The sequence below is a fragment of the Stenotrophomonas sp. YJH_SMC_138 genome (assembly GCF_059369855.1).
This window is the reverse complement of the sequence record NZ_JCAFTB010000010.1, coordinates 83,549-109,379: the sequence shown is the minus strand read 5'-3', so window position 1 is coordinate 109,379 and position 25,831 is coordinate 83,549. Positions and strand designations below refer to the sequence as shown.

Here is a 25,831-nt window from a genome sequence, read left to right as displayed (position 1 = left end):
GCAGCAAGCCCAACATGCCGGACCAGCAGGAGAAAGACCCGATCCTGCTGACCCGCCAGGACACCCAGCCGACCGGCCACGCGGCCGATCAGCGGCGTAAGTCCAAGGTCCGACTGGACCTGAACAACGCAACGCAGTACCAAGGACTGACCATTCCGAATGGCTGACGCCAAGCAGACCTCGGCCGAGAAGCAGACGGCCGCGAAGCGCTACGGCGATCTCAAGTCCAACCGCAAAGAAGCCGAGACGCGCGCCAAGCGCTGCGCCAAGGTTACCCTGCCCCGCCTGTGGGTGGACGAGGGCGCGAAATCGCGTACCCCCGGTTCCGCCTACATCGACACCGGCCCGAAGTGCGTCAACGCCCTGGCCTCGAAGATCGTGCTGGCCTGGCTCCCGCCGAACGCCTCGGTGTTCAAGCTCGCGCCTGACCAGGCAGTCGCCGAGAACATCGCCGAGCAGGCTGGCGTGGAGACCTCCGAACTGGAGGCCGCGCTGGTGGACGTGGAGCGGGTCATCGTCAACGACCTGGAGACCAGCGGCGTCCGCCCGGTCCTCAGCGAGGCGGCCAAGCACGCCATCGTCCTCGGCAATTTCCTGCTCTACGACCCCGACGAGGGCAAGCCTAAGCTGTATCCGCTGACCTCCTACGTGACCGACCGCGACGGCCTGGGCAACGTGCTGGAGATCATCACGCTCGACAAGATCGCCCCGGCCATGCTGCCGGACTCGATCCGCGCGGCGGTGATGCAGAAGCTCGCCCAGGAACGCGACGAAAAGACCAAGAACGACGACGTGAACCTCTACACCTGGGTGCGTCGCTCGGAAGATGGCAAGGAGTGGGAAGTGGTCCAGGAGGTCGAGGGCGTCGAAGTCCCCGAGACCGTGGGCACCTACCCCATCGACGCCTGCCCGTGGATTCCCCTGTGCGCGCCGCCGTCCCTCGTGGACGACTACGGCGAGGGCTTGGTCTACGACTACGTGGGCGCGTTCGAGTCGCTGGAGGCGCTGCGCAAGGCGATCCGTAAGGGTGCCGCCGCGCTGGCGAAGATCATCATGTTCCTCAAGCCGACCTCGACGATCCGCGAGCGCCAGCTCACCGAGGCCGAGTCCGGCGCGGTGCTGCGTGGCGAGGCCAGCGACGTGACCACGCTCCAGCTCCAGAAAGCCTACGACCTGAACTTCGTGCGTCAGGAGGCCGAAGGGCTGGCGAACTCGCTGGAGCTGATCTTCGGCGTGAAGTCCGCCGTGCAGCGCCCCGGCGAGCGCGTGACCGCCTACGAAATCCGGGTGCTCACCCAGGAACTCGACGACGCCCTCAGCGGCTTCATGGCGATGTCGGGCGAGCAGCTCTTGCTGCCGCTGATCCGCCGCCGCCTGCACAAGCTCCAGAAGCAGGGTCGCCTGCCCGAGCTGCCGCAGGAACTCATCAAGCCGCGCATCACCGTTGGCATCGCCGCCCTCGGCCGCGGCCACGACCTGAACAAGCTGATCGAGTTCGGTCAGGCAGTGGATGCGCTTGTCGGCGCAGAGGAGAAGGCGCGCCGCCTCAACAGTGGCGAGGCGATCTCCCGACTGGCCGCCGCTTCCGACATTTCCACCAAGGGCCTGATCCGCTCCGACGACGAGCTTGCTGCCGAGCAGCAGGACGCCTCGGCGCAGGAGGCGATGGTCCGTGCCGCTCCGAATATCGCCTCAGCGATGACCCAAACCCCGTAACCCCGAGAAGGACGCAATGTCGAACGAAACCACCGAGAAGCCCGCCAAGCCGACCAAGGAAGCCCCGAAGGCTCCGAGCGTCGAGCGTAAGGGCAAGGCCGAGATCACCCGCAAGACGAACGGCCTGGTCATCGTCAACTACAAGCCCGAGGACAAGTAATGTCGCAGCCGGGCAAGTCCGAAGTGACCGTCAGCCTTGACGGCATCAACGGCCAGCCGACCCCAGGTCAGCAGCCGCCGCAGAACTCCCAGGACACCCAGCAGCCCGCACCGGGCGCGCAGGGTGGCACCGATGGCGAGCGCCTGTTCGGCGGCAAGTACAAGACCGTGGAGGAGCTGGAAGCCGCCTACGCACAACTGAGCACGCCAGCCGACGACAAGGGTGGCAAGGGCGGCCCCGCGACCATCGACGACGCCACCGCGGATGACGCGCGTGACGCCTTGGCGCGGGCTGGCCTGAACCTGGACGACTTCGCCACCGAGTTCAACTCGAACGGCTCGCTGTCCGAGGAGAGCTACAAGAAGCTCCAGGACGCGGGCTATCCGAAGGAGCTGGTGGACGTGTACGTCGATGGCCTGCGCGCTCGCGTGCAGACCTACGAGAACGCCGTCTACTCGCCCGCAGGTGGCAAGGCCGGTTACGACGGCCTGGTCCAGTGGGCTAAGACCAACCTGAGCGCCGAGCAGAAGCGGGCGTTCAACGAAGCGGTGCAGTCCGGCGACGCCGGCCGCGCAGCGCTGGCAGTCCAGGGCCTCGTCGCCCTCCGTGGCGGCAACGGCCGCCTTCTGAATGGCAAGACCGCATCGAACGCCGATGCAGGCCCCAAGCCGTTCCAGTCGCAGGCGCAGGTCGTCGAAGCGATGCGCGATGTGCGCTACCACCGTGATCCGGCTTACCGCGCGGAAGTCTCCGCCCGCCTGGCCGTGTCGCCGCTGTTCAAGTAATCCACTCAACCTCAAGCAAGGACTAAATGTCGGACGCAATCCCCTCCCGCCTGGGTCAAGCCCAGGCCAACGGCGACGCCTGGGCGCTGTTCAAGCAGAACTACACTGCTGAAACCATCACCAGCTTCGTCGAGAACTACAAGCTGGACGGCCGCGTGTCGGTGCGCAACATCGAGAGCGGCAAGTCCGCCTCGTTCCCGAACGTCGGCACCATCGGCTCCGAGTACCATGTGCCGGGCACCGAGATCAAGGGCCTGGTGGTCGAGCACAACGAGACCATCATCACCCTCGATCCGATGCTGATCTCGCACGCCTTCATCGCCAACATCGACGAGGCGATGAACCACTACGACGTGCGTTCCGAGTACACCCGTCAGCAGGGTGCGGAGCTGGCGCTCAAGCGCATGCAGAACGAGCTGCGCTGCGCGATCCTGGCCGCTCGTACCACCGAAGGCAAGGTCGAAGGCCAGCCGGGTGGTGCCATCATCAAGGCCGCCACGATGGCCTCCGATCCGACCGTGCTGGCCGATGCGTTCCGCAACGCCCGCATGCTGTTCGACGAGAAGCTGCTGCCGGACAACCCGCAGGAGTTCACTGGCGCACTGGCCCCGGCTCAGTGGTATCTGCTGACCGAGAACAAGGACTTGATCGACCGCGACATCAACGCGGAATCGAACGGCTCCTACGGCCAGGCGATCATTTCCTCGGTCGCCCGCATCCCGCTGGTGAAGATCAACGCGATGCCGCGTGTCGATGAGTCGGCCCTGGCCTCGATCCCGGCCAAGTACCGCGGCAACTTCGCGGACACCGTGGGCGTGATCTTCCACCGCTCGGCGGTCGGCACCCTCAAGCTGCTGGACCTGTCCCTGGAGGACGTGTACCAGGGCGAGAAGCAGGGCACCCTGATGCTGGCGAAGTACGCGCTGGGTCACGGCATCCTGGCTCCGCGCGGTGCCATCGAGCTGTCGAAGGCCCCGTAAGCAATACCGCGCCGTTGGGCAAATCCCGCGGCGCTTCAATCTCTCTCCATCTACGGGGGACATCCACATGGGTGTCCCCCGTTTTTTTGCCCCGAATCCATGAACCTCGAACTCACTCCGACCACGGAACTCGAAGCCGTCAATGTGCTGCTCGGTGCTATCGGCGAAGCGCCGATCAGCGACCTCGAAGCGCTCGGCAACCTGTACGCCTCGCAGGCGCGCGACACCCTCCGCGCGGTGAGCCGCGAGGTCCAAACCGCTGGCTGGTGGTTCAACACCAGCGAGTCGTTCACCTTCACGCTCAACGCGGAAGGCAAGGTGCTGCCGCCGCAGTCGATCCTCAAGCTCGTCCCCGCACGCGGAAGCGAGCCGCTGGTGATCCGAGGCACGCGCCTCATCAACCCGCTCACCCTCGCCGACACGTTCTCGTCGGCCCCCACCGCCGACTTCGTGACCTGGTTCCTCGCCTACGAGGAGCTGCCCGAGTCGGCCCGCCGCTACATCGCCGTGCGCGCTGCGCGTCTGTTCCAGACGAGCGTGCTGGGTAGCGACCAGCTCTACGTGTTCACCGAGAAGCACGAGGAGGAGGCATACCTCATCTTCGCGCAGGAGCACGCCGACTTCACCTACGCCCGCGGCCACAACTTCCTCAGTGGCTCGACGGACGTGTCTGATATTTGGGACCGCTGATGCCGCTAATCACGGGGGACTATCCCTCGTTCCTGGGAGGCGAGTCGCAGCAGGACGATACCGTCCGCTCGCCGAACCAGCTCACCAAGGCGATCAACGCCTGGCTGCATGCCGCAATGGGCGCTGGCAAGCGCCCGCCCGCCGAGTTCGTTGCTGGCCTTGGCGTCACCCTCGATCACGACTGTGCCTTCCACTCCATCGTCCGCGATGAGAACGAGCGCTACATCGTCGCCGTGGGTCACCGCAGCATCCGCGTGTTCGACCACGAGACCGGCAAGGAATACACCGTCAACGCCACGGGCGACGCGCTCAACTACCTGGACACCCAGGGACAGCGTGCGTGGTCGTGCTTCGCGCTGGCGACGTTCTCCGACACCACCTTCATCGTCAACCGGCTGGTAGACGTGAAGCAGAGCGATGAGCTGTCGCCCGGTTCGCTGTACGGATCGGCGCAAACGATGTCCGACCTGCCGAAGCCCGGCGACAAAGGCTCGGCCGTTGTGCCGACCGGCGCGATCTACAACATCATCGGCTCGTCCGAATCGCAATTCGACGACTACTACGTCCAGAAGCAGTCCTCCTCGGTCTACCTGGAGGTCGCCCGGCCGGGCATCAAGCACCGCTTCGATGCCAAGACGATGCCGCACATCCTCAAGCGCATCCCCGATCCAGTGCATGCGGACGGCTTTTGGTTCTCCTTCGGTGGACCGGAGTGGACCGCGCGCCTCGCGGGTGACGAGCAAAGCAACCCGTTCCCGTCCATCGACGGCCAGCGCATCCGCGAGGTGTTCAAGCACCGGGACCGCCTAGGCTTCCTGGCCGGGGAGAACGTGCTGATGTCCGAGGTCTCCGATCCGTTCAACCTCTGGCGCACTTCGGTGACCCAGGTGCTCGACGCCGACCCCATCGACGTGAGCGTCAGCGGGTCTAACGGCGTCACCACGCTCTACCACGCAGTCCCGTTCCAGTCGGCCCTGTTCCTTGCCGCTGCGGGCGGCCAGTTCCTCCTGACCGCCGAGCCGTACCTGGCCGCCAAGAACGTCAAGAGCGATCCGGTCAACAGCTACAGCAGCTCGCCGTACATCCGGCCGAAGCTGATGGGCGAGTCGCTGTACTTCACCGAGGACAGCGGCGCATACGCCAGCGTGCGCGAATACTTCATCGACGACCTGTCGGTGACCGGCGACGCCGCCGACGTGACGGCGCATGTGCCCAAGCTGATGCCGGGCCGCATGCGAGCGATGGCGAGCGCAAGTGGTGCCGACTGCGTGTTCTTCGCTCCTGACGAGCCGACCGACGCGCAGCTCTACGTCTACTTCGTCCGCTGGATCGGCGACGAGAAGCAGCAGTCCGCATGGACGCGCTGGTCAATCTCCGGCGTCGGTCGCATCGTCCACATGCACGCCATCAACGACGTGCTGTACGCCGTCGCGGAAGCCCCAGGCGGCGGCTGCGAGCTGCTCAAGTTCCGCATGGTGCTCAACCAGCACGACACGGATGCCACGGGCGACTACAACTTCCTGCTCGACCGCATGCTGGTGGTGCAGCCCACCTATCAGCAGTTCGGCAACGAGACCTGGATCGACCTGCCCTACATCGTGCCCGATGGCATGACGGTCACCGTCCTCAAGACGGACGACTGGCAAGACCCCGGCGCGTACCTGGACATCACCAAGGCGCGCTGGGACAACGCCCGCACCCGCCTTGCGCTCCCCGGTAACCACACCGAGGGCCGCGTGGTCGTCGGCATGGACTACGAGCACCGCCTCACCCTGACCAAGCCCATCGTTCGCGGTGGGCAGAACCAGGCCGTGCTGGTGGGCCGCACGCAGGTGCGTGACATCGAGGTCGCCTACAAGGATGGCGCGTACTTCGAGCTGGAGGTCGAGCAGCACGGCAATGGCCGCGTCGAGACCTACGTGGCGTCGCACTCCGGTGCGTACACCGCGCGCGTCCTCAACGACTCGGTGTTCCGCACCAGCGCCCCGACGTTCCACTCCGGCTCTCGCCGGTTCCCCGTGCTGGGCGACGCCAACAGCGTCCGCATGCACCTCGTCAACCGCCTGCCGTTCCAGTGCTGGTTCCAGTCAGCACAGTGGCGCGGCATGTTCGTCTCCCGCAGCCGAGTATGACCCTGACCTATCGAAGCCCCACCGCCAGCGACATCCTCCACGTCGCCGAGAACATGCGGCAGGAGGACATCCTGGAGGTGGCGGCTTCGCATGGTCACACCCCGCTCCAGGCGCTCGCATTTGCAGTGACCGCGAGCGACCGCAGTTTCGCCGCGATGCACGACGGTTCCCCCGTGTGCATCTTCGGCTTCAGCCAGCACGCCGAGGGTATCGCCTCGGTTTGGCTGCTGGGCACCGACGCCCTGGTGGCTCCCACGTTCTGCCGCACGTTCCTCCGAGAAGCTCGGCGGATCAGCGACGAGTGGTCGGCCACCTTCGGCACCATCTTCAACTTCGTCGATGTCCACGCCGTCACCACGCGGCGATGGCTCGGCTGGCTTGGCTTCCGCGAGAGCGGCGTCGAGTCCGCCTACGGCTTCGCCAAGACACCCTTCGTCCGAGTAACCAAGACCCCATGTGCAACCCCGTAGCAGTCCAGGTCGGTATCGCCGCAGTCAGCGCGATGGCGACCATGTACGGCCAGGATCAGAACAACAAGGCCATCGAGGAAGCCGCGGAGCGTCAGCAGGAGCAGATCAACGACCAGGCCGCCGAGCGCACCCAACAGCGCATGGAGGAGGCCCGCGCACTGCGATCCGCGATGCGCGCCTCCGCAGCAGAAGCGGCAGTGTCCGGCAACTCGGTCGAGCTGCTGGCGAACGACATCATGGCCCAGGCTGGCCGTGACGTGGCCCTCATCGAGAAGAACCGCAGGAACGGAGTCGTCGAAAGCGGCTCCGAAGCACGCGCTCGTATCCGCACCGGCAATGCCGAGGCGCTGGGCGGCGTGATGCAGTCAGGCGCGAATGCCTACAGCAACATCCAAACCTACAAGCGCTATTCCATTCCCGGAGACGAGTAACCCGTGGCTCGCACGAAACCCCAAGAGATCATCCGCCGCGCGCAGGTGCCGCAGCGTCTCGCCGAGCGCCCCGTTCTGGCGGTGCAGGCTGACCAAGCGTCCTCCGCTGGTGCCGGTGTCCTCTCTCGCACCGCCGCTGCGGTGCTGACGCGCGTCTCGGATTCCGTCAACTCGCAGATGATCTCAAACAGCCGCGAGCAGTACAGCGCCGCGGCGACCCAACGTATGCAGGAGGACGCCGAGGGTACGCCCCGGCAGGCCGAGGACTTCGTTGCCCAGCAGTCGGAGTCATGGCGTCGCGGCTACCTCAAGGCAGACGGCATCATCCGCGTCCGCGACTGGCAGATCGAAGCGGCCAAAGAGATCGCCAAGGCCGAACCCGGCACCGACATCGAGCCGCTCATCAAGGAGCGGATGGCTGCGCTGACGCAGAACCCCGAGTTCCAAGACCCGCAGGTCCGCAAGGCCCTGATGCCGGTCGCCATGCGCGCCGCGCAGCAGGTCCGCCAGCAGTGGCAGGCCGACTCGATGCGGGAAATGCTGGTCCGGCAGAAGGAGTCGCTGACCGCGATCATCCGCGACGGCATCAAGGGCGGCACGTTCCTCACTTCCGAGGGCATGAACGGCCTGTACGCGATGCTGGACCAGGAGGAGTACGCCTATCTCAACAAGCGCGACGTGGACGAACTCTACGTCGAGGCCGCCAAGGAGGAGCTGGCCGCAGGCAACCGCGATCCTCAGTCGATCCTGGCGTTCCTGGAGCAGGACCGCGGCGACGGCCAGCCCGGCTTGATGAACACCGAGCACGGCGACGAGCTGCGCGCGGCGGCTGCCGCTGGTGCCCGCGTGATCGCACACCGCGAGGACGAGGCACGCAAGCAGGCGATGGCCGAGGCAGAGTGGACGCTCCAGGGCCTCGCGGATCGCGGCCAGCTCACCCACAAGACCATCGACACCTGGGCCAGTAAATTCGGCCTGAGCGGTGGCGACCTCCAGTCCTTCAAGCGATACTGGAACAACCAGCAGGAGCAGACGCTTCGCCGCTGGGAGCAGGAAGCGAAGGAGCGCGCCCGAGAGGAGCGCATCCGCAAGCTGGTAGCCGGGGGCAATCCCTACGAGATCAGCGACGCCGACCTCAAGAAGCAGGCCGGTAAGGAGTGGGAGGAAACCCCGCAGGCCGCACGCGGCCAGGTGCTCCAGAAGTGGGCACGGCAGGGCATCGTCATCCCCCAGCTCGAACGCATCCTCAAGCGCGCTGACCCGGCGTTCCAGGAGAACTTCCAGAACGCCGCGACGCTGTACGAACAGCTCCGCAAGGTCTCGCCCAAGTACGCCGATACGGTCGCTGGCGGCGAGGCTGCCGCAATGCTGGACCAGTACCTCTACGACACCCGGCGCAGCGGTCAGTCTCACCAGGAGGCCGCTCGCGTCCTGACGCAACCGAAGCGGGAAGTCGAGGAGGCCCGCTCGGTCATCAACGACACCTGGAAGTCCGGCATCAAGGACTACCTGGAGATCGACGGCAAGCCGCGTGACCCGCGTGAGCTGCACCGCATCCGCCAGGAAGCCGAGCGCATCGCCTCGCGTGGCGGAGTGTCCGGCGAAGCTGCCATCCGTGCAGCGGTCGGTCAGATCGACGCCCAGCGCACGACCGTCAACGGCCGCCGCGTGCCAAACATCGGCATGCCGCAGGGTGCCGAGCCAGCGGTAGACGAGCTGATCCAGACGGTCGCGCGCAAGCTCGGCCGCGACCCGGATGAGCTGTCGGCCCTGCCCAATCCCCGCAATCCGGGGCAGTGGCAGATCGTCGGCCCCGACAACTGGCTGATCCCTGACCCGGACACCGGCCGCGCCATCGGTTTCGACCCGCGTGCCATCGCGGCACAGCACCAGCGCTGGAAGGGAGACCTTGCGGAATCCCAGGCGCGTCGTCGGGTCGAGCAGCGCACCACCTGGGCGGACCAGTCCCGGAACATCCGCGACCTGCGCTCGCAGTCGGCGACCACGGAAGTCCCTGCGGCCATCGCCAAGCGCGACGCCAGCGCCGCCGAGGCTCCCGCCTTCGAGCTGCCCAAGTTCGACCTCACCAAGCCGCTGGTTCCCAACGCGGGCACCAAGCAAACCACCACCACCCCGGCAGTCCCCGAGGACTTCCTGGAGTACCTGACGAGGAAGTAAGACCGCATGTTTGAATCCCTACCCGGCGCAGACGAGAACATCGTCAAGCCGGCAACCCAGCAGCCCATCGTGCAAGCCGTGCGCGAGCGCAAGGAGCAGCGAGAGGCCGCGGAGCGCCGGAAGGATCAGACGACCGTATGGGACGGATGGGGCGCTGCCCAGGCAAAGGGCGGCATCGGCTTCATCGACCGCTTCATCACCGAGCTGGGCTACGAGCCGCAGCAGGGCTATCGCATTCCCGCAGACGCGCGCAAGCGCTGGGAGTCGATGGGCCTGCGCCCGGAGCAGTGGGAGCTGTTCGGCCGGGCCACGTCCGACGAGCACCTCTCCTATCTGGAATCCGTGGCCTTTATGAATCAGATGGCGGACGACGACCTGGCGCAGTTCGGCCTGGGCGGACAGATCGCCCTCGGCTTCACCGACCCGGTGGCAACCGGCCTCGATCTCGCCACGGGCGGCCTGGGGTACGCAGCCAAGGCCGGACGCCTCGCCAACGCGGTGCGTTCCGGTCTACAGGCTGCGGGCACCTCCGCGCTGATGTCGGCCGCAACCTCCACCTACGACCCCGAGCAGACGCTCGCGGATGGCGTGCAGAGCGCCGCCCTGTCGTTCGCGTTCGGTGGTGCCCTCGGCGCTCGCCGGGGTGCCCTGTTCGACGGCGAGGTGAAGCCTGACGTGGTGAAGCGGCTGGCCGGTGACGACTCGCTGTCCGCCGCCCGCGTGGCAGGCACCGCCGCCAACGACCTCACGCCAGGCGTCCTCCCGCTGCGCAACGAGAGCGCATTCGAGCAGGAGTTCACCGACAAGGCGCTGGTCAACGCGCACATCACGCCCCACTTCGCCACCGTCCGCCGCGACCTTGCTGCCCGCATGGGTAGCGCCAAGTCGCCGCTGGTGCGCGAGGCGGGCCGCCTGCTGTTCCGCGATGGCGTCGGCTACACCGATCGCTCCGTCGCGGTCCAGGAGTCCACCAGCGAGTTCGCCAAGCGCCACCTGGCCGTCATGGAGACGGAATGGCGGAGCGGAGTGAACGCCGCATGGGACGCCTACAAGCAACGGACAGGCACCCATTGGTGGAACTTCTCCGAGCGCGCAAAGTTCAACGAGGAGGTCGGCCGTGCCGTGCGCGGTGCGCCTGACGTATCACCGGAAGCCGCCAAGGCGGCCGGCAGCGTCGCCAAGGCGATGCGCGATGCGCTCAAGCTGGCGCAGGACAGCAACCTCGACGGCTTCGCCAACGTGGCGCAGAACGGCAGCTACCTGCCGCGCTACTGGAGTGGCAAGGGCTTCAAGCGCCTGTTCGGCGAGATGCAGCTTCACCAGGACGAGGTGATCGAGCAGCTCATCAAGCCCGCCATGCGTCGCGCCTGGGAGGCCACCACCGACGAAGGCGACGAGATCGACGACGAGCTGCTCGGGGCGGTTGCACGCTCCTACCTCAAGCGCGCCCAAGCGAACTTCGAGGGCGACGGGATGGACCTGCTGGTCCGCCCGCTGGACAGCGATTCGGTCGAGGAGATCGGCAACATGCTGACCGAGGCGGGCGTCTCGCCCGTGCGGTCGCAAGAGCTACTGTCCAAGCTGGAGCGCAAGACCTACGAGTCGGGCAAGCTCGACCGCGCGAAGAAGCGCATCGACCTCGACGAGACCTACTCCACCACCATCCGCAACGAGGCTGGCGAGGACGTGCAGGTCTCGATGGCCGACCTGTTCGACAACGACGTGGACTCGGTGATGACCCGCTACATGCGCGAGATCACCGGCTGGTCGGCGCTGTCGTCGAAGGCTGGCATCAAGAACCGCGCACAGCTCGACCGCTTCGTGTCGAAGCTCAAGAGCGACGCCCGCAAGTCCGGCGACGACGTGAAGGACATCGAGCGCCTGATCGACATCGGCCTCAAGTCCACCTTCGGCCGCAGCACCGAACTCGATCCCGCCAGCCGAGGCGCACGCTACGCGCGGTTCCTGCGCAACTGGAACTTCGCCCGCGTGATGAACCAGGTCGGCTTCTCGCTGTTCGCCGAGCTTGGCCCGACCATCGCGCATGCCGGTCTCCGCAACTTCTGGAACTCCGTGGGTGCCGCCCGCGACTTCCTGGTGCGCGGCGCTGACGGCAAGCTGTCCTCGCAGGAGGCGCGCGTCATGGAGCGGCTGTTCGCACCCGGCACCGACTGGCTGCGCAACCCGCCGTTCCTGCGCCTGGACGAGGATGCGCTAGTGCCGCAGACGTTCAACGTCAAGCACGGCGAGAAGATCGACAACGCGATGAACATGGCGACGCACGTCACCTCGGTCGCATCCGGCATGGCCCCGATCAACACGATGCTCCAACGCATCGCCGGTCGCGCCACGCTGCTGCGGCTGCTGGACATGGCGAACGCCAAGAAGCTGTCGGACGCCGAAGTGGCCCGCCTGCGCACCTGGGGCCTCGACGAGAAGGCCCAGGCCGACGTGTTCGGCTACCTCAAAGGCAAGCGGCAGATCGAGCAGATCGACCCGGACAAGCTGCCGTTCCAGACGCGCGAGCGCATGGCGGCCTTCCTGTTCCGCGTGACGCGACACCAGGTTCTCGAAGGTGACGCCTCGGACAGCATCGAGCTGATGCACTCCACCACCGGCCGCATCGTCACGCAGTTCCGCAGCTTCATGGTCAACAGCTACACCCGCCACTTCCTGAACTCCGTCCACCACTACGACGACTGGCGCACCTACGCGATGGTCGTGCTGTCCACTTCGGCAGCAGGCATGGGCTGGGCGGCTCGCACGTACATCAACACTGCGGGCAACCCCGAACAGCGGAAGAAGCAGCTGACGCAGGAGAACTTCTACAAGAACGCTGTCGCGCAATCGAGCTGGTCGAACGTGATCCCCGCGGTCACCGACGCCGTGTGGGCGGACGCCTTGGGTAACGACCCGGTGTTCGCCAACAACCGCTCGACCGGCCTGGAGAACGGCGTGATGGGCATCCCGTCCATCGACCTGTTCAACAAGGTCTACGGCAGCACGCGGATGATCGGTTCGGCCATCCGCGACGATGAGGAGATCACCGAGAAGCAGATGCGCGACTTCTGGAAGATTTGGTGGTTCAACAACATGACGGGCGTCCGCAACATCGCGGATCAAGCCCTACAGCAGTTCCCTGACCGCAAGGACGGGACTGATCGACCGTAACCAGGAGGCCCTTCGGGGCCTCCACCTTTTTGAGGACGCATGATCGAACTATCGCGCGGCCTTTCCTTCGTGCTCTACACCTACGAGGGAGGCCCTACGCGGTTCACCGTGCCGTTCCCGTACATCGCCCGCGAACACATCCGGGCGTTCGTCGGTGAACCGGACGCGGCCCGCGCTGTCTCCGTGTCGTGGGTGGACGCCAGCACCATCGAGATTCCGTCGCAGGATGGCGTGCTCGACGCACCCTACACTGTGACCATCCGGCGATTCACGCCGATTGACGCCCTCCTGGTCAACTACAAGGAAGGCGCAAACCTCCCGGCGCGCGACTTGTCCAAGTCGTTCCGCCAACTGCTGTACGCACACCAGGAACTCGCCGAGTTCGGTGGTGGCAGCGGCCTCCCCGGTGGCGGCCCCGGTAACCCCGGTGGCGACCCGGACCTCAACGCAATCATCGAGCAGCTCCTCCGCTCGCCAGCACTGCAAGACCTGCTGACCCGCATCGACCTTATCGACGTGAACGCCGAGGCGATCCTGGAGGAAATCATGCGCTCGCACGAGTTCTTCGACGTGCAGCGCGACTATGGCGACAAGATCAGCACGGCCACCCACGAGATCGGACTGCTGACCGAAGGCAACAAGGTCATCGCGCAGCAGATCATCGACCTGTTCGCGCGGGTGGACTACGGCGAGCAAAGTAGCCAGGCACGATTCCTGGAGGTCAATCGCGCCATCGCTGACGAGCGCTCCGCGCGCGTCGAGGCGATCACCGAGCTGCAAGGCCAGGTGGTCGAGAACGGCAAGACGATCTCCGCAGCGCTCAACCAGCGCATCGACGAGGTGGAGAGCACCACCGAAGCGGCGCGTGCGGCCACCGAGCAGCGCCTCGGCGCAGAGATCGAGGACAGCGCGGCGCAGGTCCGCACCGCGGTCATGGCCGAGGTTGACGCAACCAAGGCCCGCGTGTCCGACGTTGAGACGGCAGTAGTCCGCCACGGCGAGAACATCGCTGGCCTGGCCGAGACCACCGAAGCCCTGACGGACGCCGAGGGTGCCAACACGGCATTCCGACAGCAGATGGCGGCCAGCTACGGCGCGAACGTGCCGCAGGGGATTGCCAATGAGATCGACGGCCAGGTGTCGGCGGTTTCGGCCGCCTTCGAGCAGCGCATCGACACCGAAGCGTCCGCGCGCGAAGCCCTGGCTTCCCAGGTATCCACGCTGGAGACCAGCACCGCGCCGACGATCTTCTCGGACGCGCAGCCCTCCCCGCCCGCTGGCGGCTTCAAGGTTCCGACCTTTTGGGTCAAGACCGTGCAGACCGGCGCGTACCTGACGCAGATTTGGGATGGCACCGGCTGGCGCAAGGCCGACCTGGATGTCACCTCTCCGACCGGCGCGCTGGTGCAGCAGCTCAACACCACCAAGATCACCGCCGAGCAGGCACAGGCCATCGCGGCCACGCAGGTCCAGGCGTTCAAGGACGGCGACTTCGCCACCATCCGGCAGGAGTTCAACGTGGTCGCCGGGCAGCACTCCGGCATGTACGGTCAGTGGCAGGCCAACTACTCGGTCAAGATCAACGCGGGCACCATCAACGGCGTCCCCGTGGTCGCCGGTATCGCCCTCTCCGCCAACCCGCAGACCGGCAGCGACTTCATCGTCACCGCGGATCGCTTCGCCTTCGTCCACCCGCAGTACACCTCGGGCGGCACCTTGGCGAGCATCAAGTATCCGTTCGTGATCGGCACTGTCGGCGGCCAGTCCACCGTGGGCATCCAGGGTGCGCTGGTGGTGGACGGGACGATCACTGCGGACAAGATCAGGGTGAACTCCCTGGCCGCGCTCACGGCAAACGCAGGCACGATCAACGGCGGCACGTTCAAGACCCACACCCTCGACGGCAACGGCAACATCGTCAACGCTGCCGAGTTCCGCGTGGAAATCTCCAACCTCGGCGACTGGCCCCTGTGGGTCGGCTCCGGCGCGAAGAACGCCAACAACGCGGTGTTCTACGTGGACCGCAACGGCGGCGCGTTCTTCCGAGGCCGCGTCAATGCTCCCAACATCGTTGGGCAGTTCCAGTCGGCGACCGGCGTGTGGTGGACCGGGGCAACGAGCCTCTGCTACCAGGCGGGCAACAACTTCATCCCGCTCGGCGATTGGGTGGCGATCCACGAGTTCTGGCTCGGCGCTCCGGTGCTGGCTGGCGAGGGTCATACGCCCTCCGTGTCGGTGACCGTCACCGCGAACACGCGCGTCTACGGGCTGCACGTCATCTTGGAGGAGCTGCGCGACTCTGTGTGGGTCGTCATCGCCTCGCACGAGCCGCCGATGTACCGCGCGTTGATTCAGCAGATGGGCGGCGACGGCAACACCTTCACCGCGTCCAACTTCTACACCTACGAGCAGTCGGTGACGCTCTCGGCGTCCGGCGCATGGACAGGCGGTGCCCGCGCATTCCGCGTGCGGTGCCGCGCATCCAGCCCGCCTCCGCAGGTCCACGGCTACGACGCCCCGGCCTACCCGAACTACCTCATCACGTCGATTGGCGGCTTCGCCTTCGGCATCCGATAACCCTCAGAGAGAACCCAAGCACCGCATGAGCACTACCCCCGGCTACGTCTCCAACGCCGAGCTGGCCTCGCGCCTCTCGACGCTGGTAGACCGCTGGAACCGGCGCGAGAATCAGATGATCGCGCTGCTGACTCAGGAGGAAGGCACCGTCGTCGTGACGGACGGCCTGGGCAACAACCACACCCTCCTCTCGTTCCCGCAGCTCCAGAAGGACGTGGCCGGGCTGACCGACGAGCTGACCGGCTCGGTCGTGCAGGTGCGCGACCTGGTGTCCGTGGCAACCGGCATGGCGAACGCCGCGCAGGCGTCCGCAGATGACGCCTCTGGCTTCGCCGACGCTGCCGAAGCATCCGCCGTGCGCGCTGCGGAATCCGCCGCGAGCATCGACGACGACGTGCAGGCCACCGCCGACGCGGCGACCTTCGCTGCTGCCAAGGCGGCCGAGGCTTCCGACAGCGCGACCGAGGCGGCAAGCTCCGCAGTGGACGCCGCCGCTTCGGCGACGGCCTCGGCCACCTCGGCGCTGGCTTCGGCTGGCTCCGCAAGCCAGGCGGGCACGTCGGCCACCGCAGCGGGTCAGGCGCGTTCCGACGCGCAAGCAGCGGCGACTGCTGCCGCCACGTCACGGGATCAGGCGCAGACCATCCTGGGCTATGCGACCGACGCGGCCGACCGCGCGGAAGCTGACGCCACCGCTGCCGCAGCATCGGCTGCCGCAGCCGCCGACAGCGCGACCGCCGCAGCGACCTCGGTCACTCAGGCGACCACCCAGGCCAACCGGGCGGAAGCCCAGGCGTCCGCCGCGGCGACCAAGGCTGGCGAGGCTGCTGGCTCGGCGACCACCGCAGCCGGTCATGCCTCCGCTGCGTCCGGCTCGGCGTCTGCCGCCTCGATCTCGGCGCAGACCGCATCGTCGGCCAAGGCCGCTGCCGAGGCTGCCCGCGACAAGGCTGGCCTGTACGCGAACGCGCCGCAGGGCACCGAGGTCTCGCCGGGCGAGTTCTCGGCGAAGCATTGGGCCGCCCAGGCGCAGGCTGCCGTCACTGGCTCGCTGGTCTACATGGGATCGTGGGATGCCGGCACTGGTGCGTTCCCGGCCAACCCGGTGAAGGGTCACTTCTACAAGGTGGTCGGCGAAGGCACTGTGGGCGACATCCACTGGCGAGTCGGCGACCAGGCGCTCTACGGCGCTACCTGGGAGAAGATCGACAACACCGATCAGGTCACCAGCGTCGCCGGTAAGCAGGGCGACGTGACCCTCGTGGCTGGCGACATCGGCGGCCTGGGCGCGCTGGCGACCCGCGACGACGTGGACTTCAACACCCACGTCACCGGGAAGCCGACGACCTACCCGCCGAGCACCCACACGCACACCAAGGCGCAGGTCGGCCTCGACAAGGTGGACAATACCGCCGACCTCGACAAGCCGATCAGCACCGCGACGCAGACGGCGCTCGACGGCAAGGCGGCGGCGACGCACACGCACACCATCGCCAACGTGACCGGCCTCCAGTCCGCGCTCGACGGCAAAGCGGCGGCGTCCCACTCGCACACCATCGCAAACGTAACCGGGCTGCAAGCGGCGCTCGACGGGAAGTCGGCAATCGGCCACACGCATACCGCCGCCGAGATCGCCAACGTCGTCAACGTGACCGACGATCAGTCCATCGGTGGCGTCAAGACGTTCGCCTCCGGGCAGATTCGTGTGCAGGGATTTGGCGGCGAGGCCACGTCCGGCGTCATGTACCTGGGGTCGCTGGATCGCTATGTGTACGTGCCGCCAGCTGCGAACTCGCTGGAGTTCCGATTCGGCGATGGCACGGGTGGCGTCGCGTCCCTCAACGCTGGCGGCACCGTCTGGACCTCGGCGAACTTCAACCCGGCAGGAAAGGCCGACGCCGGTCACACGCACACCATCGCAAACGTCAGCGGCCTCCAGTCCGCACTGGACGGCAAGGCGAGCCTGGGTGGCGCAACCTTCACCGGGCAGGTCACTCTGGCCTATGGCGCGCCGCTGCGGTTGACCGGCATGGGTGCAGCGGGAACCGCGTACATCCACGGAACGAACGGCGCTGGCGATGACGTTTGCTCGATCACCCGCGTGAACACGAACAGCTGGTACAACCTGTACTGGAACGGTGCTGCGAACATTGCGGGCCGCCTGACGGTCGGCGATCAGATTTACCTCAACGCTGGCTGGTTCCGCTCCCAGCAGTCCGGCACCGGCTGGTACTCGGAAGCGCACGGCGGCGGCATCTGGATGCAGGACAGCACCTGGGTTCGCACCTACGGCGGCAAGGGATTCCTTATCGCTGGCCCAGGCGGTAGCGGTGGCGACCTCCGTTTGGAGAGCTACTCGCCAACCATCACCTGTTACGACTCCGACAACGGGACCACGCACTGGCTCCATTGCAACGACAACAACCACGGCTTCCTCGCCAGCAACGCCTTCTCGTGGTGCGCCTACCGCGACGGCAGCAACAATTGGGTCGCCACGGGCAACATCGTCGCCTATGCGTCCGATGCGCGTCTAAAGAAGAACATCGTGGACGCCTCGGCCTCCAAGGTGGCCGACTTCTTCGACCGCTTCCGTGTACGCGAGTTCGATTGGGATGCCAAGGCAATCGCCGAGCTGAATCCCACGTTCCACCCGAGCGCGGATCACGAGGTCGGCGGCATCGCGCAGGAGGCCGAGGAGGTCTACTCGTTGATGGTCGCCACGCACGCAAACGGCATCAAGACGATCCAGTGGGAGAAGGCTATTCCCTTCCTTATCGCTGAGGTGCAGGCGCTGCGTAAGCGCGTCGCGGACCTTGGGGGAGGTGCCTGATGGCCCTCCCCGGCTCCGGCCCTATCTCCTGGGAAATGATCCGCGCCGAGTTTGGCGGCGGCTACCCGATCTACGCGGACCAGTATTACCGAGGACGTGGATTGGTGCCCGACGTTCCGGCCAACTACGGCGTCCCCACGAGCGGCCCGATCTACGCCTCGCAGTTCTACAACGCGGTCAAGGCGACGCCGTTCCAAGCATCGCTGTCGCCGAGCTACCTGATGGGTAACTGGCCTCAGTCCACCAACGGCACGGTCAGCGAGTCGTTCAGCGTTTATTGCTCGGGCGGCACCGGCAACTACTCCGTGGTCTCCCGCTCCGTCACAGGCGGCGCGTCGATCTCCGGCAGCGGCCTCGGTGGCACTGTGACCGCCTCTGGGCGGAACACCTCCCGCATGGGGCAGTTCACAGTCGTCGTCACCGATGGCGTCACGCAGATCACCCTGACCGGCAACTACGAGTACAGCTTCGGTCGTCCGCTCTAACGCATCCACCACCTACAAGAGACCTAATGCACGATGAAGTGAAGCTGGTCGGCGCTCTCGCGGGCGTCGGCCTCATCGTGGGCATCGCAAAGATGCTCACGTCGAACGATCCGATCACCTGGAAGCAGGCGCTCGGCCGCGCAATCCTCTCTGGCGCTACCGGCCTTGCCGCTGGTGCCATCGTCATTTTCATCCCCGGCGTCTCCTTCGTCGCCCAGGTCGCGCTCGCGTGCATCCTGGCGTCGCTCGGCACGTCCGCGCTGGAGACCGTACTGAACCGCGTCGTCAACAAGTGACCGCCCCCAAGGATGCCTTGGAGCGACTGCACGCCGCAGTCGCTGACAAGCTCGCCGACACCATCGACTCGATGGAGTCGGACGCGAAGGGCCTGGCCTCGATCCTCAACGTGGCCCGGCAGTTTCTCAAGGACAACGGCATCGACGTTGCGGCCACGCCGCCCGGCTCACCGCTGGGCAAGCTGGCCGACAAGGTGTCCGAGTTCCCGTTCGATCCCGCTGAGGATGGGCGGCTGAACTGATGGAGGGCATGACGAGCCTCCACGTTCGTCACCCTTTCGAGGACTTCCGCAACTTCGCCTGGTACGTCTGGAAGGAGCTGGGGCTACCAAGCCCCACTCCGATCCAGTACGACATCTGCGAGTTCCTGAAAACCGGCCCGCGCCGTCGCGTCATCATGGCGTACCGCGGCGTCGGCAAGTCCTGGGTGACGGCCGCCTACGTCTGCTGGCTCCTCTGGAAAGACCCCCAGCACAAGATCATGGTGGTCTCGGCATCGAAGGAACGCGCCGATGCGTTCTCGGTGTTCGTCAAGCGCCTGATCGAAACCCTGCCTGAGCTGCAACACCTGCGCCCGCGTCCCGACCAGCGCAACTCGAACCTGGCGTTCGATGTCGGTCCCGCGCAGCCCGATCAGTCGCCCTCGGTGAAGTCGGTCGGCATCAACGGCCAGCTCACCGGCTCCCGCGCCGACACCATCATCGCGGACGACATCGAAGTCCCAAAGAACTCCATGACCGTCGTGCAGCGCGAGAAGCTCGCCGAGCTGGTCAAGGAGTTCGACGCGGTGCTCAAGCCTGGCGGCGAGATCATCTACCTCGGCACTCCGCAGACCGAGGAGTCGCTCTACAACAAGCTGCCCGAGCGCGGCTACGTCATCCGCATCTGGCCTGCGCGCTACCCGAAGGACACCAAGCACCGTCAGGTGTACGGCGACCGCCTCGCGCCGATGATCGCCGATGCGTTCGACGCGAACCCCAAGCTCGCCTGGAAGAACTGCGAGAGCGTCCGCTTCTCCGATGAGGACTTGATGGAGCGCGAGGCGTCCTACGGACGCTCCGGCTTCATGCTCCAGTTCATGCTCGATGCGTCGCTGTCCGACGCCGAGAAGTACCCGCTCAAGCTGTCCGACCTGATCGTGATGGACGTGGACCGCGAGGTCGCTCCGATCCGCGTGGTCTACAGCAGCGGCCCGGAGTACATCGTCAGCGACATCCCGTCCGTGGGCTTCACTGGCGACCGCCTGTACCGGCCCATGTACCTCGCCTCGGAAATGGAGGAGTTCACCGGCAAGGTACTCGCCATCGACACCTCGGGCCGAGGTGGCGACGAAACCGGCTACGCGGTCGTCGGCATGCTTCGCGGCATGCTCTACGCGCGCCGCGCTGGTGCGACCAAGGGCGGCTACGACGACGACACGCTGGAGACCCTGGCGCACATCGCGCGCGCCGAGAAGGTCTCCGCAGTCCTCATTGAGGCGAACTTCGGTGACGGCATGTTCGCCAAGATGCTCTCCGGCGTCCTGGCGCGCGTGTACCCGTGCTCCATCGAGGAGGTGAAGCACTACGGCACCTCGAAGGAGAACCGAATCATCGACGTGCTGGAGCCGGTGCTGAACCAGCACCGCCTGGTGGTCGATGCCTCGATCATCCGCGCCGATCAGAAGTCCGAACAGAAGTACCAGCTGTGCTACCAGCTGACGCGCATCACGCGCGACCGCGGCGCACTGCGCCACGACGACCGCCTCGAAGCGCTGGCGATGGCCGTGAAGTATTGGGCCGACCAGCTCTCCCGAGACGTGTCCAAGGAGGAGCAGCGCTACCTGGAGGAGCTGCTCGACCGCGAGTACGCCTCCTTCATCCAGTCCGTGACCGGCCGCATGCCGTCACCCGACAACTACCTCGACATCCTGTAGGAGACCCAATGTCCAACACGCTCGCTGCGTGGCTGATGGCGCTCGCCGCCGCTGGCCTGCTGTACCTGTTCCTGCGCCGCAAGAACGACGACGACAACGACGGCCCGAGCGCACCCGCGCCGGTAACGCCGTGCGACTGCAACCACGCTCCCTGCTGCCACACCCAGGGCGGCCAGTCGAACCCCTACGCGCCGGTATGACCGACGCAAAGCTGCCGAGCCTCGTGGAGGTCAGGGACAACCTGATCCCCGCGGCGGCCCGGCTGCTCCCCGGCGTGGCCTTCACTCCCGAAGCGAAGGTCATGCTGCTCGCCATTGGTCTCCAGGAATCTCGCTTCGAGCACCGCAGGCAGATCAAAGGCCCCGCACGCGGCTTCTGGCAGTTCGAGGCGGGCGGCGGCACCGCAGGTGTACTCCGTCACCCGGCGACCTCCGCACGCGCCTCACAGCTCGTCTCCGCGCGTCTGGAGCGTCCCTCGACCGCTGCGGTCAACGAGGCGCTCGCCTCCGACGACGTGCTCGCCTGTGCGTTCGCTCGCCTGCTGCTGTTCACCGATCCGCGTCCGCTGCCCGCCCTGGGTAACCCCCAGGCCGCATGGGACTACTACGTCCGCAACTGGCGGCCGGGCAAGCCGCACCGTGACACCTGGGACGCGCTCTACGCGAAGGCCCTGGCAACCATCCGCAACACCTAACCGGAACCCATGAACTTCAAGACCATCTACAACCGCGCCAGCGAGCGCCTGGTGCGCGCCTACGAGCGCGCTAAGGGGTACGTAGCGCTACGCATTGCCCTCGCCTCGCAGTGGCTCCTGGAGCGCCTGCGCGAGACCTCCCGTCGCACCTACACCGGCTGGCTGTTCGTCGTCGTGTTCCTGGCGCTGCCCTACGTCGTCCTCGGCGGCCTGTGGGAGCACCTGCGGAATGCCGCGGAGCGCCTGTGGGATGACGTGAACGACATCGAGTGGGCTGCGTTCACCCCGAGCTACTGGCGGGAGCACATCAAGCAGTGACCACGCTGGCCTTTGACGGCCGGCTCGTTGCTATCGACTCGCAGGTCACCGCTGGTGATCTGCGGTACGAGGAGGAGAAGTTCTACCGCACCACCGACACCACCGGGCGCGACCTGGTGGTGTTCGGCGCGGGCACCACTTCCCACATCCAGCGAGCCGTGCGCGAGCTGTCGGAGGGATTCGACGAACTGACCAAGGGCGAGTACACGATCCTCGTGGTCGGCCTGCGGGACAACCCGGTGGCCTTCTACCACGACGGTCTCCCTCTCGACCTCCGGCGCGACTTCCTCGTCGCCGGTAGTGGTGGTGCGATTGCCCTGGCCGCCATGAAGGCAGGCCACAACGCGACCGAAGCAGTCCTCATGGCCTGCTCGACGGACCTCTACAGCGGTCCTCCGGTGCAGACCTACGACACGGTTACAAAGCGTTTCCTAAAACGCCGGACCTGAACTACTGGCGCATGGACGCGCCTAAACAGGAATGCCGATTTGGCGAGTCCTATCAAGGGCGCTCATGAGTTCTTTGATGCGGTACGGCTTCGGGAGAAAGGTCGCCCACTGGTGAGCGTCAGGGAGCTGCGGGTTCGGCACCCCGGACGCGAACATGTAGGGAATTCGGTGCGACAGCAGGTAATCGGCGACGGACATTGATGCTCCGTCCTGCGTCTGGATGTCTAAGATCGCCGCGTGAAATGCTTTCGCCTCTATGCGGTCGAATGCATCGGCAGCGGAGGCGACCACATCGACCTCGTAACCCTGCATCGCCAGGATTTCCTTCAACATCCCTGAGAGGTCAGGATCATCTTCCATGACCAACAACGAGCCGAGCCGACCCTGGCTGTATGCATCCGTAGCCATCGCGCGTTCTCCCACGCCTACGTTCCCCAAACGGTTCGTACCGTACACGACGGCCAGTTAAAAGACAGGAAACGACTCTACCTGAAAGTGAACAGTTCAGCTATCACGCCAATTCTTCATCCTTGAACCACCACATTACAGCCAAGACGACAAACCAAACGATCAGCGGGACGCCAATCGTGAATTCCACGAGTAGGCCTCTCATGTGCTCGTGCTGCGCGGCCTCAGTCAGTGCAGAATCCAGAATTGGCACCGCATCGGCCACCACGCTGTACGAGGTCGTGTCATCGTTTATGACCTCGCGGGTACGTTCGACCAGCTCCCGTGCTGCTCGAAGCTTCGCGTGCTGATATGCGGCGGGCACTCCAGCACAGACCAGCGAGAGGACAGTGACCAGCGCCGCCAAGCGAATGAGGAGGGTATTGAGCGATGCCATAGATGCTCGTTGTAATGTCTATGCCAACCGCTAAGTTTATTCGACCACGGAGCACTGGGAGGGCTTGACAAGGGTGCTATCATAGTAAGACCTAAGTATTACTCTAGCAGGACTATAGAGTTCTATTCATTGGTATTCACCATCAAGTAGAGCTACAGTTCTCCTATGCACTCCTGGGGTGTTCCTCTGTCCTCCTTGGGTGCCACTGCGGCGGACTAGACCTCCGTCCCATCCTTGATGACCCATAGCACCACGCCCGCACCAATCCAAGCGAGCGCCGGGATGCCCAAAGCGAGCTGGAGAAACAGGTTGCGGGAATTGCGGTTGCTGATGAGGTCATTCGTCGCGGCGTCAAACGTCCGCACCGCCTCATCAACCAACACCTGCGGCGAGGCGTCGTTCTCGATGATCTGCTCGTTCCAGGAACGCAACTCCTCAGCGCTCCTTACGCCGGTCTGAAAGTACGCGGCAGGGAGTCCTGCGAGCACTAAGGCCAGGACGGTGATCGCGGTAGCGGTTCTTATCGTGTATCGGCGGGCGTACATAACGTCTCCTCGAAGTGACAGAGGTGGTCGAAAGGTTTGCGGCAAATTTCCGAAGGAGTATCCAACTACTTGGAACGGCGCGATCACCCCCCGTAGGGGGTCGCCCCCTGTAGCGTAAGGCACGATGCGCCCCCTTCGCGTCACCTGCGGCGTCACCACCTCGGCTAACCTACTGATTCCAAAGGTGAACCACCGGATTAGGTATCCAGTGCCTAGGCAATCCCATGCGATACCTGGGCAACCTGCGGACATCCGCGCTCAAACGTTCGCGCCCCTGTCTGTCCCTATCTGTCTTTTTGCCCTGACCGCCACGCGCCCACCTCGGCACCACCTCGGCACACCTGCCGACCACCTCGGCACACCCTGCCCGGCCTATGCCCACCTGCCGCCCACCACGGCCAGCCAATGCGCCACCACGGCCCACGCAAGGCCCGCCACGGGCACCCCTACCGCCCCGCCTATAGAAGCTCCCCACGCGCGCGCTAGGCGCTCCCTGCGACCATCCAAAATCGTTGCCATCGGGGTATTGACAGCCATGCGGGGATTGATCTAATCTATACCCGTCGCCAGCAACACGGCGGCAGCGGAAAAGGCGGCGACAGACGTGCGACCGATGGATCGACAGCACCTAGAGCTTATCCCGCCAGCACTGAGGACTAGCCCCAAAGGCCCCTAAGCGCACCGCAGGTAACGTCCGGCTCAACCATCCCCCTACCGGGAGTGATTGACAAACCGGGAGCAAAAGGGCATAATGCCCACCATCGAACAACGGCCGCAGGGTGCGGTCGGGACAGTAGGAAAGGGGCAGGCAGGAGCGCCGCCCACGGCAGAACGCGGGGAGCTGGGAACACTAGCCGCGCCGGGAAGTGTAAGGGCCGATGAAGGCCGCCACGGATACCGGGTCACCGCCAGAAAGAGCGGGGCCATCTGTACGGGATTCCTAGGCGAGCTGGAGGCGCTCCCGGAAGCTGGCGACGGTCAGATTCCATGCCTTACGAGCATGAGTCTGACCGCCAAAGCGCCCCTACCGTTGTGATGGGGCGTTTTGGTGGTCCGATTCACTGGAGAGCAACCCATGACGATGATCCCGTTTGATATGACCGCCCGCGACTACTACGTGGCCGGTTGCATCCGCCGCGGCATCCGCGAGCACCGCGCCCGACTCAACGAGCGGGAGCGCCAGGCACACAAGAACCGCACCCAAGTTGCGCCTTGTCCATCCCCCGTTGTCATCTGATCCCCTTTCGTCAACCCGGTTTTCCACACCCCGCCGACGTGTGACGGCGGGTCTTTTTTGGAGCTACCATGAGCACCAATGGACCACTGGAGGACTTGCAAGTGCGCAAGCTCACCGCTGAGATTCGCAAGATCAACCGCGAGAGCGACAAGCTGATGATGGAGACCCGGTGGTATCCGCTGGTGGTCGCCACGGCCTTTGTGGCTGGCATCGTCACGCTGACCAAGCTGTTCCTCTAACAGCGCCCTACCCCAATCCCCCGAAGCCGCCGCAAGGCGGCTTTTTTGTTGCCCGGAGAAAGCTATGAACAAAATTCCTTCCGCCCTGATCGCCGCCGCTCTGCATGTGGCCCCCAAGAATGACGTTCGCTTCTACTTGAATGGCGTGCTGATTGAGTCGCACGCCGATGGTGCGATCATCGTTGCTACAGACGGCCACCGCATGCTTGTGGTGCGTACCAGCCTGCCGTGGGACATTGGCAAGATCATCGTGCCGCGCAATGCGTGCGAGCTGGTCGCCAAGATGAAGGGCGATGTCTATTTCAGCGCCGTGGGCGATGCCAGCCGGTTCAAGGCGGAGCGCGGAGGCCAGGCCATTGAGTTTGCTGCCGTTGATGGAACCTACCCGGACTGGCGTGCTGCGGTGTCCAAGCCGAACGAACTCAAGCTGTCCGGATTCGCGCCTGCCGTCCTCGAAGGCGTAGTGAAGGCGGCCGGTGTAATTTGCAAGGCATTCGGCGGCAAGGCCACTTCACTGATTCCGGTGACTGGCGGCGACGTGGCGGCCATGTTCGGTATTGGCGGCATCACCGATCCGAGCATCAGGTGCGCGTCTTTGATCGTCATGCCAATGCGCGACTCGTCATACCCGGAAGCCCTGTGCAGCGACGCGCTCCGCGCTTAACCCGAACCCATCAGCCGCCGCAAGG

General features: G+C 65.5%; 27 protein-coding genes. 24 read left to right on the top strand and 3 right to left on the bottom strand.

What is annotated here, in order from left to right; genetic code table 11:
- Positions 1-14 precede the first annotated feature (14 nt).
- The 21 genes from AC5P7I_RS18630 (at position 15) to AC5P7I_RS18530 (ending at position 22,277) form a co-directional block, all read left to right on the top strand.
- Positions 15-167: a hypothetical protein gene (locus AC5P7I_RS18630; RefSeq protein WP_005412406.1), complete on the top strand. Its 153-nt coding sequence runs from the start codon at positions 15-17 to the stop codon at positions 165-167.
- Positions 160-1,716, top strand: a complete 1,557-nt coding sequence (locus AC5P7I_RS18625) for a portal protein (RefSeq protein WP_005412405.1) — start codon at positions 160-162, stop codon at positions 1,714-1,716. Before AC5P7I_RS18630 ends, AC5P7I_RS18625 begins: the two co-directional genes overlap by 8 nt.
- 16 nt (positions 1,717-1,732) lie before the next feature.
- Positions 1,733-1,876 carry a hypothetical protein gene (locus AC5P7I_RS18620; protein WP_004154577.1) on the top strand — a complete coding sequence of 48 codons (144 nt, stop codon included), beginning with the start codon at positions 1,733-1,735 and terminating at the stop codon, positions 1,874-1,876.
- The gene (locus AC5P7I_RS18615; RefSeq protein ID WP_005412404.1) at positions 1,876-2,661 is read left to right on the top strand and encodes a capsid assembly protein; all 786 of its coding nucleotides are present in this window, start codon (positions 1,876-1,878) and stop codon (positions 2,659-2,661) included. The genes AC5P7I_RS18620 and AC5P7I_RS18615 overlap by 1 nt, the downstream gene beginning before the upstream one ends.
- Positions 2,662-2,687: 26 nt before the next feature.
- Complete coding sequence (locus AC5P7I_RS18610) at positions 2,688-3,641, top strand: major capsid protein (RefSeq protein WP_005412403.1); 954 nt, start codon at positions 2,688-2,690, stop codon at positions 3,639-3,641.
- Positions 3,642-3,740: 99 nt separating this feature from the next.
- Positions 3,741-4,331 (top strand): phage tail tubular protein A, encoded by a 591-nt coding sequence (locus AC5P7I_RS18605; RefSeq protein ID WP_005412402.1) that lies wholly within the window; start codon positions 3,741-3,743, stop codon positions 4,329-4,331.
- A complete protein-coding gene (locus AC5P7I_RS18600; protein WP_143565846.1) occupies positions 4,319-6,463 on the top strand; it encodes a phage nozzle protein in 2,145 nt (714 codons plus the stop codon). The genes AC5P7I_RS18605 and AC5P7I_RS18600 overlap by 13 nt, the downstream gene beginning before the upstream one ends.
- The gene (locus AC5P7I_RS18595) at positions 6,460-6,933 is read left to right on the top strand and encodes a hypothetical protein (RefSeq protein ID WP_005412400.1); all 474 of its coding nucleotides are present in this window, start codon (positions 6,460-6,462) and stop codon (positions 6,931-6,933) included. Before AC5P7I_RS18600 ends, AC5P7I_RS18595 begins: the two co-directional genes overlap by 4 nt.
- A 32-nt stretch (positions 6,934-6,965) precedes the next feature.
- Positions 6,966-7,364: a virion core protein, T7 gp14 family gene (locus AC5P7I_RS18590; protein WP_032961812.1), complete on the top strand. Its 399-nt coding sequence runs from the start codon at positions 6,966-6,968 to the stop codon at positions 7,362-7,364.
- A gap of 3 nt (positions 7,365-7,367) precedes the next feature.
- Positions 7,368-9,542: a hypothetical protein gene (locus AC5P7I_RS18585; protein ID WP_032961810.1), complete on the top strand. Its 2,175-nt coding sequence runs from the start codon at positions 7,368-7,370 to the stop codon at positions 9,540-9,542.
- A gap of 6 nt (positions 9,543-9,548) precedes the next feature.
- Entirely contained in the window at positions 9,549-12,713 is a 3,165-nt protein-coding gene (locus AC5P7I_RS18580) for a hypothetical protein (protein WP_262219413.1), read from the top strand.
- A gap of 39 nt (positions 12,714-12,752) precedes the next feature.
- Positions 12,753-15,290: a phage tail fiber domain-containing protein gene (locus AC5P7I_RS18575; protein WP_005412396.1), complete on the top strand. Its 2,538-nt coding sequence runs from the start codon at positions 12,753-12,755 to the stop codon at positions 15,288-15,290.
- A gap of 25 nt (positions 15,291-15,315) precedes the next feature.
- On the top strand, positions 15,316-18,120 hold the full coding sequence (locus tag AC5P7I_RS18570) for a tail fiber domain-containing protein (protein WP_049427184.1): 2,805 nt from the start codon (positions 15,316-15,318) through the stop codon (positions 18,118-18,120).
- Positions 18,120-18,605 (top strand): hypothetical protein, encoded by a 486-nt coding sequence (locus AC5P7I_RS18565; RefSeq protein WP_126411773.1) that lies wholly within the window; start codon positions 18,120-18,122, stop codon positions 18,603-18,605. The genes AC5P7I_RS18570 and AC5P7I_RS18565 overlap by 1 nt, the downstream gene beginning before the upstream one ends.
- Before the next feature lie 26 nt (positions 18,606-18,631).
- A complete protein-coding gene (locus AC5P7I_RS18560; protein ID WP_005412393.1) occupies positions 18,632-18,901 on the top strand; it encodes a phage holin family protein in 270 nt (89 codons plus the stop codon).
- Positions 18,898-19,143: a DNA packaging protein gene (locus AC5P7I_RS18555; protein ID WP_032961803.1), complete on the top strand. Its 246-nt coding sequence runs from the start codon at positions 18,898-18,900 to the stop codon at positions 19,141-19,143. The genes AC5P7I_RS18560 and AC5P7I_RS18555 overlap by 4 nt, the downstream gene beginning before the upstream one ends.
- A gap of 8 nt (positions 19,144-19,151) precedes the next feature.
- On the top strand, positions 19,152-20,816 hold the full coding sequence (terL, locus tag AC5P7I_RS18550) for a phage terminase large subunit (protein WP_495222173.1): 1,665 nt from the start codon (positions 19,152-19,154) through the stop codon (positions 20,814-20,816).
- Between the two features lie 8 nt (positions 20,817-20,824).
- Entirely contained in the window at positions 20,825-21,016 is a 192-nt protein-coding gene (locus tag AC5P7I_RS18545) for an LPXTG cell wall anchor domain-containing protein (protein WP_005412390.1), read from the top strand.
- Entirely contained in the window at positions 21,013-21,510 is a 498-nt protein-coding gene (locus tag AC5P7I_RS18540) for a hypothetical protein (protein WP_065426719.1), read from the top strand. Before AC5P7I_RS18545 ends, AC5P7I_RS18540 begins: the two co-directional genes overlap by 4 nt.
- A 9-nt stretch (positions 21,511-21,519) precedes the next feature.
- Positions 21,520-21,828 (top strand): hypothetical protein, encoded by a 309-nt coding sequence (locus AC5P7I_RS18535; RefSeq protein WP_005412388.1) that lies wholly within the window; start codon positions 21,520-21,522, stop codon positions 21,826-21,828.
- Positions 21,825-22,277, top strand: coding sequence for a hypothetical protein (locus tag AC5P7I_RS18530; RefSeq protein WP_005412387.1), 453 nt, complete (start codon positions 21,825-21,827; stop codon positions 22,275-22,277). The genes AC5P7I_RS18535 and AC5P7I_RS18530 overlap by 4 nt, the downstream gene beginning before the upstream one ends.
- A gap of 21 nt (positions 22,278-22,298) precedes the next feature.
- Here AC5P7I_RS18530 and AC5P7I_RS18525 read toward each other — a convergent pair whose 3' ends face one another.
- The 3 genes from AC5P7I_RS18525 to AC5P7I_RS18515 all read right to left on the bottom strand — a co-directional run bounded on the left by AC5P7I_RS18525 (position 22,299) and on the right by AC5P7I_RS18515 (position 23,666).
- Positions 22,299-22,700, bottom strand: a complete 402-nt coding sequence (locus AC5P7I_RS18525) for a response regulator (protein ID WP_125899042.1) — start codon at positions 22,698-22,700, stop codon at positions 22,299-22,301.
- A gap of 88 nt (positions 22,701-22,788) precedes the next feature.
- Positions 22,789-23,121, bottom strand: a complete 333-nt coding sequence (locus tag AC5P7I_RS18520) for a hypothetical protein (protein ID WP_043033726.1) — start codon at positions 23,119-23,121, stop codon at positions 22,789-22,791.
- 215 nt (positions 23,122-23,336) lie between these two features.
- Positions 23,337-23,666 (bottom strand): hypothetical protein, encoded by a 330-nt coding sequence (locus AC5P7I_RS18515; protein WP_032961796.1) that lies wholly within the window; start codon positions 23,664-23,666, stop codon positions 23,337-23,339.
- A 1,075-nt stretch (positions 23,667-24,741) separates the two neighbouring features.
- Here AC5P7I_RS18515 and AC5P7I_RS18510 point away from each other — a divergent pair.
- The 3 genes from AC5P7I_RS18510 (at position 24,742) to AC5P7I_RS18500 (ending at position 25,806) form a co-directional block, all read left to right on the top strand.
- A complete protein-coding gene (locus AC5P7I_RS18510) occupies positions 24,742-24,903 on the top strand; it encodes a hypothetical protein (protein ID WP_154267699.1) in 162 nt (53 codons plus the stop codon).
- Positions 24,904-24,971: 68 nt separating this feature from the next.
- Entirely contained in the window at positions 24,972-25,142 is a 171-nt protein-coding gene (locus AC5P7I_RS18505; RefSeq protein ID WP_004154558.1) for a hypothetical protein, read from the top strand.
- A 64-nt stretch (positions 25,143-25,206) separates the two neighbouring features.
- Positions 25,207-25,806 carry a DNA polymerase III subunit beta family protein gene (locus tag AC5P7I_RS18500; protein ID WP_005412385.1) on the top strand — a complete coding sequence of 200 codons (600 nt, stop codon included), beginning with the start codon at positions 25,207-25,209 and terminating at the stop codon, positions 25,804-25,806.
- Positions 25,807-25,831: the final 25 nt, after the last annotated feature.